This window comes from Methylobacterium sp. Leaf89, assembly GCF_001422215.1.
In the GTDB taxonomy this organism is placed as follows: domain Bacteria; phylum Pseudomonadota; class Alphaproteobacteria; order Rhizobiales; family Beijerinckiaceae; genus Methylobacterium.
In genome coordinates, this window is record NZ_LMML01000030.1 from 81,262 (window position 1) to 97,522 (window position 16,261).

Below are 16,261 nucleotides of genomic sequence, written 5' to 3' on the forward strand. Positions count from 1 at the left end.
ACGGCGACGCCGCGGTGACGCGCTGGCCGGCGACTTCCCCGCTCACCGAACGCGGCTTCCCTTGGGCGGCAACGGCGGCTCCCTCGCGCTCATCATCGTCGGGGCTTTCCCCTGGCGCCGCCGCCGCGGGTGGTCCTCACGGCCTCCGGCAGCGCCAGGGTCTTCGCCCCTCGGGCCCGCTTCCCGCAGGCGGGTGAGCCTGCGGGAAGCGGGGGCGGCGTCGGGCCGGGGCGGCGGGACTATTTCTTGCCGTGGCCGTGGCCGTGGGCATGCCCGTCCGTGTCGGAATGCAGCGGCTTGCCGTCGGGACCCTTGTCCTGCGTCTCCCGCACCCGGGGATCGTCGCTGTGGTTCGGTCCGCCGGAGACGGTGCCGAGGTTCGGCTTCACCTGCTCGGGGTTCGACGCGTTGCCGTGTCCGTCGACGGCGAGGGCCGGGGCCGCCGCGAGCAGGCCGGCGGTAAGGAGGGCAAACATCGTGGTCTTCATGGGTCTATCTCCGAAGTCGGAGCGGCGATGGCCGCTTCGAACCGGGAGATAGCCGGCCCGTTTGTCGCGCCGTTGCCGCCAGCGTGACGAAGCGTGTCCGCGTCCCCCTGCGGGGCGCGGGCCGGGCCCCATGGCTGACGCGGAGGCGCAGGCCCTCAGTAGCCCCGCCTCCGGTCGATCCCTGCCGGCGCACGGCCGGTGCGCCGGAACTCCGCCACCGCCTCGGCGACGAGCGCGGCGGCCGAGGCCATGTTCGTCGGGGCCGCGACGTGGGGCAGGATCGTGATCGCCGGATGGGTCCAGAGGCGGTGATCCGGGGGCAGGGGCTCCTCCGGGAAGACGTCGAGGATGGCGTGGCCGAGGGCGCCCGTCGCCAGGGCGGCGAGGAGATCGTCCTCGACCACGTGCGCGCCGCGCCCGAAATTCACCAGGGCGGCGCCCGGCGGCAGGTGGCCGAAGGCGTCGGCGTTCAGGATGCCGCGGGTGTCCGGGGTCAGGGGCAGCAGGTTGACCAGGATGTCGGCCGCCGCGAGGCTCTGCACGAAGCCGTCCGGGCCGCTGGCGACCGGGATCGTCCCGTGTGCGGTGCCGGACCGGCTCCAGCCCCGGACGGGAAAGCCGAGGGCGCGCAGGAGGTCGGCCGCGGCCCGGCCCATCTCGCCGAGGCCGAGGAGCGTCACGCGGCGCGCGCCGGCTAAGCGGACGGGGTGCTGGTGCCACGTTCCCGCGCGCTGCTGGGCGGCATAGAGCGGGAAGTCGCGGTGCAGGTGCAGGACCGCCGCCGCCACCGCCTCCGCCATGGCGCGCGCCAGGGTCGGGTCGACGAGGCGCCGCACGGGCACGTCGGGCAGCGTGTCGTCGAGGACGAGGCGGTCGACGCCGGCCCAGAGGCTCTGGATCCAGCGCAGGTTCGGCAGGCCCGCGAGGGACCCCTGGGGTGGGTTCGCCACGATGGCGACTTCCGCCGCGTCCGCCGGGGCGCCCGCGGAGGCCGTCTGGATCCGCTCCCCTGGCATGGCGGCGCCCAGGGCGTCCCGCCAGGCCGCCTCGTCCGCGGCGGGAAGGCTGGTCACGAGAAGGAGGGGGGAGGGCATGGAGTCGGATCTCCTCGGGGCCGGCGCATATCGCCGGGCGACGGGATCACCCGCGAGCGGCCCGCCGTCAACGAAGCGCCTTGACCATTCCGGCCCGAAACCTGCCTGATCGCGGGCCTCTTCGATCCGCATCGGAATCCCATGCCCAAGATCGCTTATCCCGGACCTGTCTGCATCCTCGCCCTCGCGGGCGCCGTCCTCGCCCAAGCCGCCCCCGTCGCGGCGCAGGATCCGGCTTCGGCGCCTTTCCGAGTCGAGGCGGCGACGATCGCGGGGGCGCGCGAGGCCCTCGCCTCCGGGCGGATCACTTGCCGCGACCTGGTCCAGGGCTATCTCGACCGCATCGCCGCCTACGATCAGGCCGGTCCGAAGCTCGCGGCGATCCGGGCGCTGAACCCGCAGGCCCTGACCCAGGCCGAGGCCTACGACGCGGATCGCACGGCGGGCGCGGCCAAGCCCCTCGGCTGCGTCCCCCTGCTCCTCAAGGACAATTACGACACCGTCGAACTGCCGACGACCGGTGGTTCGGCGGCGCTGGCGGGCGCGCAGCCGGCGCAGGACGCCACGGCGGTGGCCCGCCTGCGCGCCGCCGGCGCCATCGTGCTGGCAAAGGCGAACATGCAGGAACTCGCCCTCGGCGGGGTCTCGGTGAGTTCGCTGGGGGGACAGGTCCGCAATCCCTACGACCTGACCCGCACCCCCGGCGGCTCCAGCGGCGGCGTCGGCGCGGGGCTGGCTGCCGGCTTCGCCCTCGGGGGGCTCGGCAGCGACACCGTGAATTCCATCCGCTCGCCCGCCTCGGCCAACAACCTCGTGGGCCTGCGCGTCACCCAGGGGCTGATCAGCCTCGCGGGCATCATGCCGGTCTCGAAGACGCAGGATGCCATCGGGCCGATCACCCGCACGGTGGCGGATGCGGCGACCCTGCTGCAGGCCATGGCCGGCCCCGACCCGGCCGATCCCCTCACGGCCGCGGCGATCGGCAAGGTCGCGCGGAGCTACGCCGATGCGCTGAAGCCCGACGCCCTCAAGGGCGCCCGCCTCGGCGTCGTCCGGGCCCTGTTCGGGACCAAGCCGGAGCACGCGGAGGTCAACCGCGTCATGCAGACGGCCCTCGACGCCCTGGAGGCGGCGGGCGCCACCCTGGTGCGGATCGACGATCCGGCCTTCGAGGCCGACGCCCTCAACCGCGAGGACGACGTTCAGACCTACGAGTACAAGGCGCTGATGAACGGCTATCTGGCCACGATCCCGAATGCGCCGCACAAGGATCTCGCCGGCATCCTGGCCTCGGGCCGGTTCCACCGCGCCGCCCTGGAGTCGTTCCTGACGGCCGCCGAGGCGCGCCAGGACGGCATGGCCGAGCCCGAGTATAGGGCCCGTCTCGGACGGATCGCCGCCCTGAAGGCGCATGTCACCGAGGTTTTCGCGGCGCAGAAGCTCGACGCCCTGGTCTACCCGCTGCAGAAGCGGCTCGTGGTGCCCATCGGCGAACTCAACCAGGCGGATCGCAACGGGATCGTCGCGGGGCTGACGGGCTTCCCCGCCATCGACGTCCCGGCCGGGTTCTCGGCCGCCACCGCGACGGCCCCCGAGGGCGTGCCGGTCGGCATGGACCTGCTCGGCCAGCCCTGGAACGAGGCGAAGCTCCTCGGTCTCGCCTACGCCTTCGAGCAGGCGACGACCTTGCGTCGGCTGCCGGCGAGCACGCCGCCCCTCGGGGCGCGCTGATCAGGCCGCGCGGGTCGGGGCCGGCACGAGGTCGCGCACCCGCCACATCGCGCGGGCGAGGTGGGAGCGATAGGGTGCGAAGGGGCGCGTGAACGCCTGCGTGTCCGTGCAGCCGGTCAGGCGCCGGAGGCTGCCGACGGCGGCGACTTCGCCGTCCGGCCATATGTCCGGGTCGTGATAGTGGAAGATGCCGATCATGTCGGCGGTCCACTGGCCCACGCCCTTGATGCTGCGCAGGATCGCCGCGCGGTCTGGGTGGGGCAGGGTGGCGAGGTCGGGGCCGAACAGGCCCGCCTCGTCCGCGGCGCGGATGGCCTGGACGGCCCGCACCTTGGCGCCCGAGAGGCCGCAGCCGCGCAGGGTCTCGGCATGGGATTCGACGAAAAGGTCGCGGGGGGCCACGCTCCGCAGCTGCGCCGCGGCCTCGACGCGGGCCCAGATGGCTGCCGCGGCGCGGGTCGAGATCTGCTGGTTCACGACCTCGAGGGCGAGGCGGTCCGCGACATGGGCGTGGGTCGGCGGTTCGACCGGCACAGGCCCGAGGCGCGCGAGGGCGTCGTGCAGGGCATGGGACAACCTCCGGGCGGTGGCCAGGAGGTGGGCGTGCGGATCGGAATCGGGGCGCATGCGGTCCGGCGGGGATTGGGCAGACAGGCCCGGAAAGGCCTCGGCCCCGAGACGGGGCCGAGGCGGTCGGCTTAGCGGTCGCGGCGCTCGCGCGTGATGGTGGTACGCTCCTCGCGACGCTCGATCCGGTCCTCACGGCGATCCGGATCGACACCGAGGACGCCGCCGACCGTGCCGGTGGCCGCGCCGACGGCGCCGCCCACCACGCCGCCGATCGGGCCAGCCGCGCGGTTGCCGTCCTCGACGCCGCGCTCGGCGCCCCGGATGGTGCCCTGGGCCTGCGCCGTGCCCGCGAGGACGACGGGGGTGAGGAGGAGGGCGGTGGCGATGACGAATGACTTCATGAAAGGGACCTCGCGTCGATGGTTCGGGATGGCCGGTCACGCCGTCGCGACCGGTTCGGCATGTCTCATCAACGGCCGAAACGCCGAAAGGTCACAGACTTCGCTGGAATAGGCGCGGGCGCGGGTGGTTCGGGCGGCGCTCCGCCTTCCGTTTTCCCGTCTTCGCGTGCCCTCTGCGGGCGATCGGCGTCGACGCGTTTGGGGCCGGCCGCACGCGCCATCCGCACCCGTCGAACGGCGCGCCCTGCCGCTCAGTAGGTCGCGAACATCGCGGCGATGTCGACCGGATCGCGGGTGCGGGTCAGCGCCAGCGCGAGCAGGATCCGCGCCTTCTGCGGCGTCAGGTTGTCGGCGCTGAGGATCCCGCGTTCGCGCAGGCGGGTCGTGACCGGCACCACGCCGCTGCCGGCGCGGGTGGACTGGACCACCACCACCCCGGCGGCCACGGCCTCGGCCAGGGCGTCGGCCTCGCCCGGGGGCGTCATGCCGGGGGCGAGGCCCGCCGAGACGAGTCCCTGCGCGCCGGCTGCCACGAAGGCGCGCACGGCGGTGCCGTCCGCGTCGGCATAGGCGTAGGCGACGTCGACCCGGGGCAGGGCGGCCCGCCCCTCCAGGGTGAAGGGCGTGCCCGGAGCGTGCCGTCGCTCGGGGCGGCGGTAGTAGCGGACATGCGGTCCATCGACGTGGCCGAGGACGCCGAAATCCGCCGTGCGAAAGGTCTGGAGCCGGCCGACCGAGGTTTTCGTCACCTCGCGGGCCGCCTGGATCTCGTCGTTGAGCACCACCAGCACCCCGCGCCCGCGCGAGGCCGGGTCGGCGGCGACCCGCAGGGCCGCGACGAGGTTGAGGCCGGCGTCGCTCGACAGGGCGCTGATCGGGCGCTGGGCCCCGACGAGGACCACCGGACAGGCCACCGTCAGGGTGAGGCCGAGCGCGTAGGCGGTCTCCTCCAGGGTCGCGGTGCCGTGCCCGATCACGATGCCGGCGAGGTCGGGATGGGCCTCCGCGAGTTCCGCGCAGAGGGCGGCGAGGGCACGCCACTCGGCAAAGCCGATGGCGGGGCTCGCCACCGCGCGGAACGGCACCGCGACCACCTCGGCCACGGTGCGCGCCTCGGGCACCCGCTCGAGGATTGCGTCGGCCGCGAGGCGTTGCCCGGTGGCGGTGTAGTCGAGGACGTCGAGGGAATCCCAGCCGAGGGACGCGATCGTCCCGCCCGTGCCGATGAAGGCCACCTTGGATCGCGTCGCCATCGTGTCGTCGTCTCCGCCTGGTTGCCGGTTCGGCGGCCCTCCCATGCAGGAGGCTTGCCGGAGCGGCCTCCGTCCGTCAGCGGCGGGAGGTCGGCCGGGGCTTCAGGTCGTCGAGGGCGTCGGCATTGGCGCGGCCCCAGGCGTAGAGGAGTTCGACCGGCTCGACGAAGCGGCCCCCGAGCGCGGTGAGGCGATAGTCCACGGCGGGCGGCACCGTGCCGGCCACGTGGCGGGTGAGGAGGCCGCTCGCCTCCATGTCGCGCAGGGTCTGGGTCAGCATCTTCTTCGAGATGCCGGGCAGGCTGCGCTGGAGCACGCCGGTGCGCGCCGCCCCGCCGTGGCGGGCGTGCAGCGTGTGCAGGACCATGCTGGTCCACTTGGTGGCGAACAGGTCGAGCACCCGGCGCGGTGCGCAGTCCTCGCGCCACGTCTCGTCCGCACTCAGCTTCTCCATGGTCGTCGCCCTTTGCTGGGTACCGTTTGGTGCCTATGACCCCAATCGGTGCCGTCTGGTCAGGGGCGGACTGTCTCCATAGGTCGGTCTCAGATCAAGACGGAGACTTCCATGACCAGGACGGCCCTCATCGCCGGCGTCAGCGGCATCGTCGGCAACAACCTCGCCCGTCACCTGGTGTCGGAGGGCTGGTCCGTGGCCGGCCTCGCCCGGCGCCCACCGGCCGACCTGGCCGGCGTCACGCCGGTGGCCGCCGACCTCCTCGACCCCGAGAGCCTGCGCGGCGCGCTGGCGGAGGTCCGCCCCACCGACGTCTTCATCACGACCTGGCTCCGCCAGGAGACGGAGGCGGAGAACATCCGCGTCAACGGGACGATGGTGCGCAATCTCCTCGACGCCCTTCGGCCGAACGGCGGCGTAGCGCATGTCGGCCTGATCACCGGCCTCAAGCACTATCTCGGGCCGTTCGAGGCCTACGGGAAGGGCACCCTGCCGGCCACGCCGTTCCGCGAGGAGCAGGGCCGCCTCGACGTCGAGAACTTCTACTACGCGCAGGAGGACGAGGTCTTCGCCGCCGCAGCACGGGACGGCTTCGGCTGGAGCGTGCACCGGCCCCACACCATCATCGGCTACGCGCTCGGCAACGCCATGAACATGGGCGTGACCCTGGCGGTCTACGCCACGCTCTGCCGCGAGACCGGTCGGCCGTTCCGCTTCCCGGGCTCGGCCGCCCAGTGGAACGGGCTCACCGACATGACGGATGCGCGCATCCTGGCGCGCCAGCTCGCCTGGGCCGCCACCACGCCGGCGGCCCGCAACGAGGCCTTCAACATCGTCGACGGCGACGTCTTCCGCTGGAGCTGGATGTGGGGCCGGATCGCCGACTGGTTCGGCGTGCAGCCGGCGCCCTTCGACGGCACGGTCCTGCCCCTGGAGCAGCAGATGGACGGCGCCGCCCCGCTCTGGGCCGAACTTGCCGCCCGGCACGGCCTCAAGGAGGCCGATCTCGGGCGCCTCGCCTCGGCCTGGCACACGGATGCGGATCTCGGCCGCCCCATCGAGGTCGTCACCGACATGAGCAAGAGCCGGCGCCTCGGTTTCCTGGACTACCAGGCCACCGACGACGCGTTCTTCGACCTGTTCGCCCGCCTGCGGGCGGAGCGGGTCATTCCCTGACATCCGCCACCGGCCGGGGCTTCGCCCGCGACTTGGCGGACCCGGCGTTTGTCTCCATCATCGCCGGATCCCCCGATGCGCGAGACCCCGATCCGATGAAGCCGTTCGACTGGACCACCGGCTACCCCACCGTGCGGATGCCGATCTTCGGCCGCAACATGGTCTCGACCTCGCACGCGCTCGCGGCCCAGGCCGGCATCCGCATGCTGTGGCAGGGCGGCAATGCGGTCGATGCCGCCATCGCCACGGCGGCGGCCAAGACCATCACCGAGCCCTGCAGCAACGGCCTCGGCTCGGACGCCTTCTGCATCCTGTGGGACGGCAAGGCGCTGCACGGCCTCAACGCCTCGGGCGGGGCGCCGGCGGCCTGGACCCCCGACTACTTCGCCCGGAAATACGGGGCAGCCGAGCGCCCGCCGATGCGGGGCTGGGATTCCGTCACGGTGCCGGGCGCCGTCGCGGCCTGGGTGGCCCTGAGCGAGCGCTTCGGGACGCTGCCCTTCGCCGATCTCCTGCAGCCCGCCATCGAGATCGCCGAGCGCGGCTACCTCGCGCCGGTCGTGGTGCAGCAGAAATGGGCGGCCGCCGCGACGGTCGCCGATCTCGTGAGCCAGCCCGGCTTCGCCGAAACCTTCCTGCCCCGCGGCCGCGCCCCCCATGTGGGCGAGCGCGTCACCCTGCCGGGCATCGCCCGGTCGCTGCGGGCCATCGCCGAGACCAAGGGGCGGGCCTTCTACGAGGGCGAGATCGCCGAGGCCATGGCCCGCCACGCCGCGGCCCATGGCGGCGCCATGACGGTGGCGGACCTTTCCGCCTTCCGGCCCGAATGGGTGACGCCGACGGCCAAGGACTACCGCGGCTACACCCTGCACGAGATCCCGCCGAACGGGCAGGGCATCGCCGCCCAGATCGCCCTCGGCATCCTCGACTCCTTCGACCTCGCGGGCTTGGCCCCCGACGGGCCGGCGGCGCAGCACCTGCAGATCGAGGCGATGAAGCTCGCGTTCGCCGACACCTACCGCTACGTCGCCGACGCGCGCAGCATGCAGGTCAGCCCGGAGGCGATGCTCGACCCCGCCTATCTGGCGGACCGCGCCAAGCTGATCGACCCGCGCCAGGCGCAGGATTTCGGCGCCGGCAACCCGGTGCGCGGCGGCACCGTCTACCTCACGGCGGCCGATGAATCCGGCATGATGGTGAGCTTCATCCAGTCGAACTTCATGGGCTTCGGCTCGGGCGTGGTCGTGCCCGAATGGGGCCTGTCGCTGCAGAACCGCGGCTACGGCTTCGTGCTGGACCCGAGCAGTCCGAACGTGGTGGCGCCGGGCAAGCGGCCCTTCCACACCATCATCCCGGGTTTCCTCACGCAGGGCGGCGCGCCCGTGATGAGCTTCGGCGTGATGGGCGGCAACATGCAGCCGCAAGGCCACCTGCAGACCCTGGTGCGGATGATCGACCACGGCCAGAACCCGCAGGCCGCCTGCGACGCGCCGCGCTGGCGCTTCAACGCGGGCCTGGAGATCAACGCCGAGGCGACGATGCCGGCCGCGACCCTGCAGGGCCTCGTGGAGCGCGGCCACCGGGTCGACGTGATCCAGGACAGCTACCAGGATTTCGGCGCCGGCCAGTTCATCTGGCGCATGGGGGATGCGGGCACCGAGGGCTATGTCGGCGCCAGCGATCCGCGCCGCGATGGGCAAGTGGCGGTTTGGTAATTGGCCGCGCTTGCGCCAGCATCCGCTGGCACGGATAATGTATGCACTTTCGAACGTCTTCCCGGCTCGTGCCGATCGGCCCTCGGGTGCGACCGATCCGCGATCCGGACCGATCCCTGTTCTGAAGGAAGCTTGATGCTGCGTCTGTTCGCTGTCGGCCTCGTCGCGGGCATTGCCGCGCTGTCGCCCGTTCTCGTCGGGGCGTCGCAGGCCCAGACCCTGCGCTTCGGCCTGATGGAGGACCCGGACGCCCTCGACCCGACGCTGGCCCGCACCTTCGCCGGCCGCATGGTCTTCGCCGCCCTGTGCGACAAGCTCGTGGATATCGGCCCCGACCTGAAGCCGGTGCCGCAGCTCGCCACCGGCTGGAGCCTGTCGGAGGACCAGAAGACCCTCACCATGACCCTGCGGCCCGGCGTGCTGTTCCACGACGGCGAGAAGCTCGACGCGGCTGCGGCCAAGTACAGCCTCGAGCGGCACATGAAGCTGCCCGGATCGCAGCGGCGCGGCGAGATCGCACCGATCGACCGGGTCGAGGTCGTCGACGACCTGACCTTCAAGATCATCCTCAAGACGCCGTTCGCCCCCCTGATGGCGCAGTTCACCGACCGCGCCGGCATGATGGTCTCGCCCAAGGCCGCCGAGCGCCTGGGCGACAAGTTCTCCACCGCTCCCGTCTGCGCCGGGCCGTTCAAGTTCGTCGAGCGGGTGCCGCAGGACCGGATCGTGGTCGAGCGCTTCGACGATTACTGGAACAAGGACCAGATCCACCTTCAGCGCATCGAGTTCCGGCCGATCCCCGACGGCACCGTGCGCCTGACGAACCTCCGCGCCGGCCAGCTCGACCTGCTGGAGCGGCTGACCCCGACCGACCTGCCGCAGGTGAGCCGCGACCCGAAGCTCAAGATCGGCTCGACCATCGAGCTCGGCTTCCAGTCCATCGTATTCAACCCGAACAGGGCGGGCTCGGCGGTGGCCGACCCGCGCGTGCGCGCCGCCTTCGACCTCGCCATCGACCGCAACGCCCTCAACCAGGTGGTGTTCAGCGGCGAGTTCCTGCCCGGCAACCAGTGGGTCTCGCCCAAGCACCCGGCCTACGTGCAGGCGTATCCGATCCCGAAGCGGGATGTGGCCAAGGCCAAGGCCCTGCTGGCGGAGGCCGGGGTGCCGAAGCCGAGCGTGACCCTCACGGTCTACGCCAACAACGAGGCGCCCCAGGTGGGCCAGGTCATCCAGGCGATGACCCGTGAGGCCGGCTTCGATGTGAAGCTCCAGGCCACCGACTTCACCACCGCGCTGGACGCCGCCGACAAGGGCAATTTCGACGCCTACCTCTATTCCTGGAGCGGCCGGCCCGATCCCGACGGCAACACCTTCAGCTTCCTCGCCTGCAAGACGCCCCTGAACTACGCCCGCTACTGCAACCCGGAGGCGGACGCGGCGCTCGGCGCCGAGCGTGCCACGGTCGATCCCGGCCAGCGCGCCGAGGCCTGGAAACAGCTCGCCGACCGGGTGATGGCCGACCGGCCGCTGATCTACCTGTTCCACCGCAAGCTGTTCTGGGCCTACAGCACCAAGCTCACCGGCTTCACGCCCTATCCCGACGGCCTCGTGCGCTTCACCGGCCTCACGCTCAACTGAGGCGGGGGCCCGGCCGATGCTGCGCTTTCTCGTCCAGCGCCTGGCGCTCGCGATCCCAACCCTGGTGATCGCCTCGATGATCATCTTCACCCTGCAGCAATTGCTGCCGGGCGACACCGCGACGGCCCTGTCCGGCGAGGAGCGCGACCCCGAGGTCATCGCCTTCATCCGGCAGAAGTACCACCTCGATCAGCCCCTGCCCGTGCGCTACGCCCTCTGGGCCGGCGGCGTGCTGCAGGGCGATCTCGGCGAGTCGATCCGCCTGCAGAAGCCGGTCCTCGACCTCGTCATCGAGAAGCTGCCGGTCACCCTCGAACTCGCCTGCCTCGCCATGCTGGTGGCGCTCGTCATCGGCGTGCCGATGGGCATCCTGTCGGCGGTCAAGCGCGGAACGGCTGCCGACACCCTGGCCAACGGCATCGCCCTCTGGGGCCTGTCTGTGCCGAATTTCTGGCTCGGCATCCTGATGATCCTGCTGTTCTCCGTGCAGCTCGGCTGGCTCCCGGCGTCCGGCTACGTCTCGCCCTTCGAGAGCCTGTCCGAGAACCTGCGCTCCATGGCGATGCCGGCCTTCGTCCTCGGCAACGCCATCGCGGCGGTGATGATGCGCCACACCCGCGCGGCGATGCTGGGCGTGCTCGGCTCGGACTACGTCCGCACCGCCCGGGCCAAGGGCGTCTCGCCCCTGCGCCTGATCCTGCGCCACGCCCTGCCCAACGCCGCGATCCCGATCATCACCCTGGGCGCCCTCGAATTCGGGCAGCTTCTCTCCGGCGCGGTGCTCACCGAGCAGGTGTTTTCGGTGCCGGGCTTCGGCAAGCTGATGGTCGATGCGGTGTTCAACCGCGACTACGCCACCGTGCAGGGCGTCGTGATCTGCACCGCCACCACCTACGTCCTCCTCAACCTCGCGGCCGACCTCCTCGCGGCCTTCGTCAACCCGAAGCTGAGGCGCGCGTGAGCATGGGCGTTGTGCAGGAGCACCGCATCGCGGGGATATCGAGCGCGTCTCTCCTCCCCCTTGTGGGCAGGAGCAGGAGTTGGGGGTGGTTGGGTGACCCTCAGACGGCGGAGGCTGACGGCGCCACCCTCGATCCCTCCCCACGAGGGGGAGGGAAGCGCGTGATCGCCTGGCAGGAACCGATCGACGGGAGTGGCGCCCGATGACCAAGGCTGCCATCGCCCCGCCCGGCATCGCCCTGCCGGCCGCCGAGCCCGCGCTCCGCGCCGAGCCGAGCCCGATCCGCGAATTCTGGACGCGCTTGAAAGCGCGCCGCACCGCCATGGTGGGCCTCGTCATCGTGGTGGCACTGATCTTGATGGCAATCTTCGCCGACGGGATCGCGCCCTACGATCCCATCGCCACCGATTGGGGCGCCATCCGCTCTCCGCCGAGCTGGGCGCATCCCTTCGGCACCGACGAGGTCGGGCATGACGTGCTCTCGCGCATCGTCTTCGGGGCGCGGGCCTCCCTCGGCGCCGGCCTGACCTCGGTGGCTCTCGCGGTGGCGCTCGGCCTGCCGTTCGGCCTGCTGGCCGGCTATGCCGGCGGCATGGTCGACCTGGCGATCATGCGCCTGACCGACGCCCTCCTGGCGATCCCGTTCCTGATTCTCGCCATCGCGCTCGCCGCCTTCCTCGGTCCGAGCCTGACCAACGCCATGGTGGCGATCGGCCTCTCGGCCACCTCGACCTTCGTGCGCCTGACCCGGGCGCAGGTGCAGGCGGTGGCGGCGGAGGAGTTCGTGGAGGCAGCCCGCGCCGTCGGCAACCCGCCCTGGCGGATCGCCATCCGCCACATCGTGCCCAACATCGTGCCGGCGATCCTGGTCCAGGCGACCCTGACCATCGCGGCGGCGATCATCGCCGAGGCCAGCCTGTCCTTCCTCGGCCTCGGCCAGCAGCCGCCCGAGCCGTCCTGGGGCTCGATGCTCAACGTCGCCAAGAACTTCCTCGAGCAGGCGCCCTGGATGGCGATCTGGCCCGGGGCCTCGATCTTCCTTGCGGTGCTGGCCTTCAACCTCCTCGGTGACGGCCTGCGCGATGCCCTCGACCCCCGGCAGAGGACCTGACCATGGTTCCGGAGAGCCCGAAGCCCCTGCTCGACGTCCGCGACCTCGGCGTCGCCTTCGACAGCGAGGGCGGCGCGGTCCACGCGGTCAACGGCGTGTCGTATACGCTCAAGGAGGGCGAGACCCTCGGCATCGTCGGCGAATCCGGCTCCGGCAAGAGCGTGCACGTGCTGGCGATGCTGGGGCTGATCCCGCGCCCGCCCGGCCGCATCACCGGCGGGCAGGTTCTGTTCGCCGGCCGCGACCTCTTGCGCCTGCCGGAGCGCGACCTGCGGAAGGTGCGCGGCGGGCAGATCGGCTTCGTCTTCCAGGACCCGATGAGCTCCCTCAACCCCGGCATGACGGTGGCCGCGCAGATCATCGAGCCCCTGCGCATCCATCTCGGCCTCGACGGCCGGGCGGCGCGGGCCCGGGCCCGCGACCTCCTCGACCTCGTGCGCATCCCGAACGCCGGCGCCCGCCTCGACCAGTACCCGCACGAGTTCTCCGGCGGCCAGCGCCAGCGGGTGATGATCGCCATCGGGTTGTCGTGCCGCCCCAAGCTCCTCATCGCCGACGAGGCGACGACCGCCCTCGACGTCACCGTGCAGGCGGAGATCATCGGTCTGGTGCAGGAGCTCAAGCGCGAGATCGGCATGGCGATCATCTGGATCACCCACGATCTCGGCGTGGTGGCGGGCATCGCCGACACCGTGCAGGTCATGTATGCCGGCCGCATCCTCGAGCGCGGCCCGGTGGACGACCTCTTCCGCGATCCGCGCAGCGCCTACACCCTCGGTCTGCTGCGCTCGCTGCCCGACCTCAGCCGCGGCCGGGCCGGGCGCCGGCGCCTGCATCAGATCGAGGGCGCTCCCCCGGACATGCGCCATCCGCCGCCGGGCGACCCCTTCGCCGCGCGCAACGCGTACGCGACGTCGCGCTGCCTCACCGAGGCGCCGCCCCTGGCCCAGGCCCCCGGCGCCGCACCAGGCCATCTCGTGGCCGCGTGGTACGACCTGCCGGCGCGCCTCGCCGCCGAGGAAGCCGCACGATGAGGCCCGAGCCCGCCGACCGTTATCCGCTGCTCTCGGTGCGCAACCTGAGCAAGCACTACCCCTTGCGCAGCTGGTGGGGCGGCAAGGGCGCGGTGTTCCGGGCAGTCCAGGATGTCAGCTTCGACATCCGGCCGGGCGAAACGCTGGGCCTCGTGGGGGAATCCGGCTCGGGCAAGTCCACCATCGGCCGTGCCGTCACCATGCTGAACCCGCCGAGCGCCGGCACCGTCGCCTTCGAGGGCACCGACCTCGCCAAGCTCTCCGCCGGGGAGATGCGCCGGATGCGCGCCCGCATCCAGATGGTGTTCCAGGACCCCTACGCGGCCCTCAACCCGCGCATGAGCATCGGCGACTACGTGGCCGAGCCGTTCCGGCTGCACCGGCCCGGCATGGCCCGGGGCGAGCGCCGCGACGAGGTCGAGGGCTTGCTGGCCCGGGTCGGACTCGATCCGCGCTTCGCCCGGCGCTACCCGCACCAGTTCTCCGGCGGGCAGCGCCAGCGCATCTGCATCGCCCGCGCGATCGCGCTGAAACCCAGCTTCATCGTCGCCGACGAGCCGATCGCCGCCCTCGACGTCTCGATCCAGGCCCAGGTCGTCAACCTGCTGCAGGACCTGCAGGACGAGCTCGGCATCTCGTACCTGTTCATCTCCCACGACCTGCGCATGGTGCGCTACCTCTGCCAGCGCGTCGCCGTGCTCTGGCACGGCCGGGTGGTGGAACTCGCCGAGGCCGATGCCCTCTACGAGGATCCGCGCCATCCCTACACCCGGCGCCTCCTCAGCGCCGTGCCGGTGCCCAACCCCGTGGAGGAGCGCGCCCGCCTGCGCGCCGCCTCCCTCCTGCCCCCCGCCGATCCGGATGCCATCGGCGGCCTGGTCGAGGTCGCCCCCGGCCACTGGGTCGCCGACACCCGCTATTCCTGACCCCCAAGGACCCGACGCCGTGAGAGACTTCTCGAAACCGGGCCGCTCGCCCGTCTATGCCGCCAACGCCGCGGTCGCGACCTCCCATCCCCTCGCTTCGCTGGCCGCCATCGAGGTCCTGAAGGCCGGCGGCAACGCCGTCGACGCCGCCATCGCGGCGGTGGCGGTGCAGGGCGTGGTCGAGCCGGCCATGACCGGCATCGGCGGCGACTGCTTCGCCCTCTACGCGCCGAAGGGCGCCGCCGTGCCGGTCACGCTGAACGGCTCCGGCCGCAGCCCGGCCGCCGCGCACGACGCCTGGTACGTGGAGAACCAGGTGGCGATCGACGCGACCTCGCCGCACGCCGTCACGGTTCCGGGCGCCGTCGCGGCCTGGGCGCGGCTGCTCGCCGATCACGGCACCCGCACCTTGGGCGAGTTGCTGCAGCCGGCGATCCGCTACGCCGAGGAGGGCTATCCGGTGCAGCCGCGCGTCGCCTACGACTGGGCGCGCAACCGCGACAAGCTGCGGGCCGATCCCGGCTCGGCCGCCGCCTACCTCGTCGACGGCGAGGCGCCGAAGGTCGGCACGATCATGCGCCACCCGAAGCTCGCCGCCACCCTGCGGCGCATCGCCGAGCACGGCGCCCCCGGCTTCTACGAGGGCCCGGTGGCCGAGGACATGGTGCGCACCTTGCGCGAACTCGGCGGCCTGCACACGCTGGAGGATTTCGCCAACGCGGCGCCCGAATACGTGACGCCGATCTCGACCCGCTACCGGGGTTACGACGTCTATGAATGTCCCCCGAGCGGCCAGGGCCTCGCCGCCCTGATGATGCTGAACGTGCTGTCGCAGTACGACGTCGGCGCGCTGTCCGAACTGGACCGGGTCCACCTCTTCGCGGAAGCCTGCAAGCAGGCTTACCACCACCGCGACGCGCTCTTCGCCGATCCGGTCGTGAACGCCGTGCCGGTGGAGCACCTGCTCTCCCAGGCCTGGCAGGCGCGGGCGCACGGCGCCATCGACATGGCCCACACGCAGGCGCCGGTGCTGTGGCCGGAGATCCGGCACACCGACACGGTCTACCTCTGCGTGGTCGACCGCGACGGCAACGCGATCTCGCTGATCAACTCGATCTTCCAGGGCTTCGGCAGCGGCATCACCGCGCCGGAGAGCGGCGTGCTGCTGCACAACCGCGGCTTCTCGTTCCGGGTCGAGCCCGGCCATCCCAACACCATCGCGCCCTCGAAGCGCCCGATGCACACCATCATCCCCGGCATGCTGATGCGCGACGGCGCCATGGTGGCGCCCTTCGGCGTGATGGGCGGGCACTACCAGGCCATGGGCCATGTCGAGCTGCTCACCGGCATCATCGACCGGGGCCTCGACGTGCAGGAGGCCCTCGATGCGCCGCGCAGCTTCGCCTATGGCGGCGGCATCGAGTTTGAGGGTGGCTTCGGCGCCGGGCTCGCCGAGGGGCTGGCCGCGCGTGGGCACGTCACGGTGCCGGCCCCGGTCCCGATCGGCGGCGGCCAGATCATCTGGATCGACCCGGCCACGGGCATGCGCGCCGCCGGATCCGATCCGCGCAAGGACGGCTGCGCCCTCGGCTACTGAACGTTCTTTCCGGTCGATCGCGTCGATTCGACCGGTCGGGACAGGCCCCCTCTCCCATGGGGAGAGGGTCGGGGTGAGCGCCGTGCCCCATCCGCGGAAGTCACACACC

General features: G+C 72.0%; 15 protein-coding genes. 9 read left to right on the plus strand and 6 right to left on the minus strand.

The window, feature by feature from the left end; translation table 11 throughout:
• Positions 1–239: 239 nt before the first annotated feature.
• Both ASF18_RS20500 and ASF18_RS20505 read right to left on the minus strand, forming a co-directional pair.
• The gene (locus tag ASF18_RS20500; RefSeq protein ID WP_056212328.1) at positions 240–488 is read right to left on the minus strand and encodes a hypothetical protein; all 249 of its coding nucleotides are present in this window, start codon (positions 486–488) and stop codon (positions 240–242) included.
• A 155-nt stretch (positions 489–643) separates the two neighbouring features.
• Positions 644–1,582 (minus strand): glyoxylate/hydroxypyruvate reductase A, encoded by a 939-nt coding sequence (locus ASF18_RS20505; RefSeq protein WP_056354744.1) that lies wholly within the window; start codon positions 1,580–1,582, stop codon positions 644–646.
• A 141-nt stretch (positions 1,583–1,723) separates the two neighbouring features.
• Here ASF18_RS20505 and ASF18_RS20510 point away from each other — a divergent pair, with 141 nt between their 5' ends.
• On the plus strand, positions 1,724–3,313 hold the full coding sequence (locus ASF18_RS20510; RefSeq protein ID WP_082487835.1) for an amidase family protein: 1,590 nt from the start codon (positions 1,724–1,726) through the stop codon (positions 3,311–3,313).
• Here ASF18_RS20510 and ASF18_RS20515 read toward each other — a convergent pair whose 3' ends face one another.
• The 4 genes from ASF18_RS20515 to ASF18_RS20530 all read right to left on the minus strand — a co-directional run bounded on the left by ASF18_RS20515 (position 3,314) and on the right by ASF18_RS20530 (position 5,991).
• Positions 3,314–3,940, minus strand: coding sequence for a hypothetical protein (locus ASF18_RS20515; protein WP_056354747.1), 627 nt, complete (start codon positions 3,938–3,940; stop codon positions 3,314–3,316).
• A 71-nt stretch (positions 3,941–4,011) separates the two neighbouring features.
• Positions 4,012–4,284, minus strand: a complete 273-nt coding sequence (locus ASF18_RS20520; protein WP_056212321.1) for a hypothetical protein — start codon at positions 4,282–4,284, stop codon at positions 4,012–4,014.
• A gap of 251 nt (positions 4,285–4,535) precedes the next feature.
• Complete coding sequence (locus tag ASF18_RS20525; protein WP_056212319.1) at positions 4,536–5,537, minus strand: asparaginase; 1,002 nt, start codon at positions 5,535–5,537, stop codon at positions 4,536–4,538.
• A 76-nt stretch (positions 5,538–5,613) separates the two neighbouring features.
• Positions 5,614–5,991, minus strand: a complete 378-nt coding sequence (locus ASF18_RS20530) for a helix-turn-helix domain-containing protein (protein WP_056354750.1) — start codon at positions 5,989–5,991, stop codon at positions 5,614–5,616.
• Positions 5,992–6,102: 111 nt separating this feature from the next.
• Here ASF18_RS20530 and ASF18_RS20535 point away from each other — a divergent pair, with 111 nt between their 5' ends.
• The 8 genes from ASF18_RS20535 to ggt all read left to right on the plus strand — a co-directional run bounded on the left by ASF18_RS20535 (position 6,103) and on the right by ggt (position 16,152).
• A complete protein-coding gene (locus tag ASF18_RS20535; protein WP_056354753.1) occupies positions 6,103–7,167 on the plus strand; it encodes an SDR family oxidoreductase in 1,065 nt (354 codons plus the stop codon).
• Positions 7,168–7,262: 95 nt separating this feature from the next.
• Positions 7,263–8,882 (plus strand): gamma-glutamyltransferase family protein, encoded by a 1,620-nt coding sequence (locus ASF18_RS20540; protein WP_056212314.1) that lies wholly within the window; start codon positions 7,263–7,265, stop codon positions 8,880–8,882.
• A gap of 135 nt (positions 8,883–9,017) precedes the next feature.
• Positions 9,018–10,523 (plus strand): ABC transporter substrate-binding protein, encoded by a 1,506-nt coding sequence (locus ASF18_RS20545; protein WP_056354756.1) that lies wholly within the window; start codon positions 9,018–9,020, stop codon positions 10,521–10,523.
• Between the two features lie 16 nt (positions 10,524–10,539).
• Positions 10,540–11,484 carry an ABC transporter permease gene (locus ASF18_RS20550; RefSeq protein WP_056277975.1) on the plus strand — a complete coding sequence of 315 codons (945 nt, stop codon included), beginning with the start codon at positions 10,540–10,542 and terminating at the stop codon, positions 11,482–11,484.
• 280 nt (positions 11,485–11,764) lie between these two features.
• Positions 11,765–12,595 (plus strand): ABC transporter permease, encoded by an 831-nt coding sequence (locus ASF18_RS20555; RefSeq protein ID WP_274534722.1) that lies wholly within the window; start codon positions 11,765–11,767, stop codon positions 12,593–12,595.
• 2 nt (positions 12,596–12,597) lie between these two features.
• Complete coding sequence (locus tag ASF18_RS20560) at positions 12,598–13,629, plus strand: ABC transporter ATP-binding protein (protein WP_056212308.1); 1,032 nt, start codon at positions 12,598–12,600, stop codon at positions 13,627–13,629.
• The gene (locus ASF18_RS20565) at positions 13,626–14,555 is read left to right on the plus strand and encodes an ATP-binding cassette domain-containing protein (protein ID WP_056354761.1); all 930 of its coding nucleotides are present in this window, start codon (positions 13,626–13,628) and stop codon (positions 14,553–14,555) included. Before ASF18_RS20560 ends, ASF18_RS20565 begins: the two co-directional genes overlap by 4 nt.
• Positions 14,556–14,574: 19 nt before the next feature.
• The gene (ggt, locus tag ASF18_RS20570; protein WP_056354764.1) at positions 14,575–16,152 is read left to right on the plus strand and encodes a gamma-glutamyltransferase; all 1,578 of its coding nucleotides are present in this window, start codon (positions 14,575–14,577) and stop codon (positions 16,150–16,152) included.
• Positions 16,153–16,261: the final 109 nt, after the last annotated feature.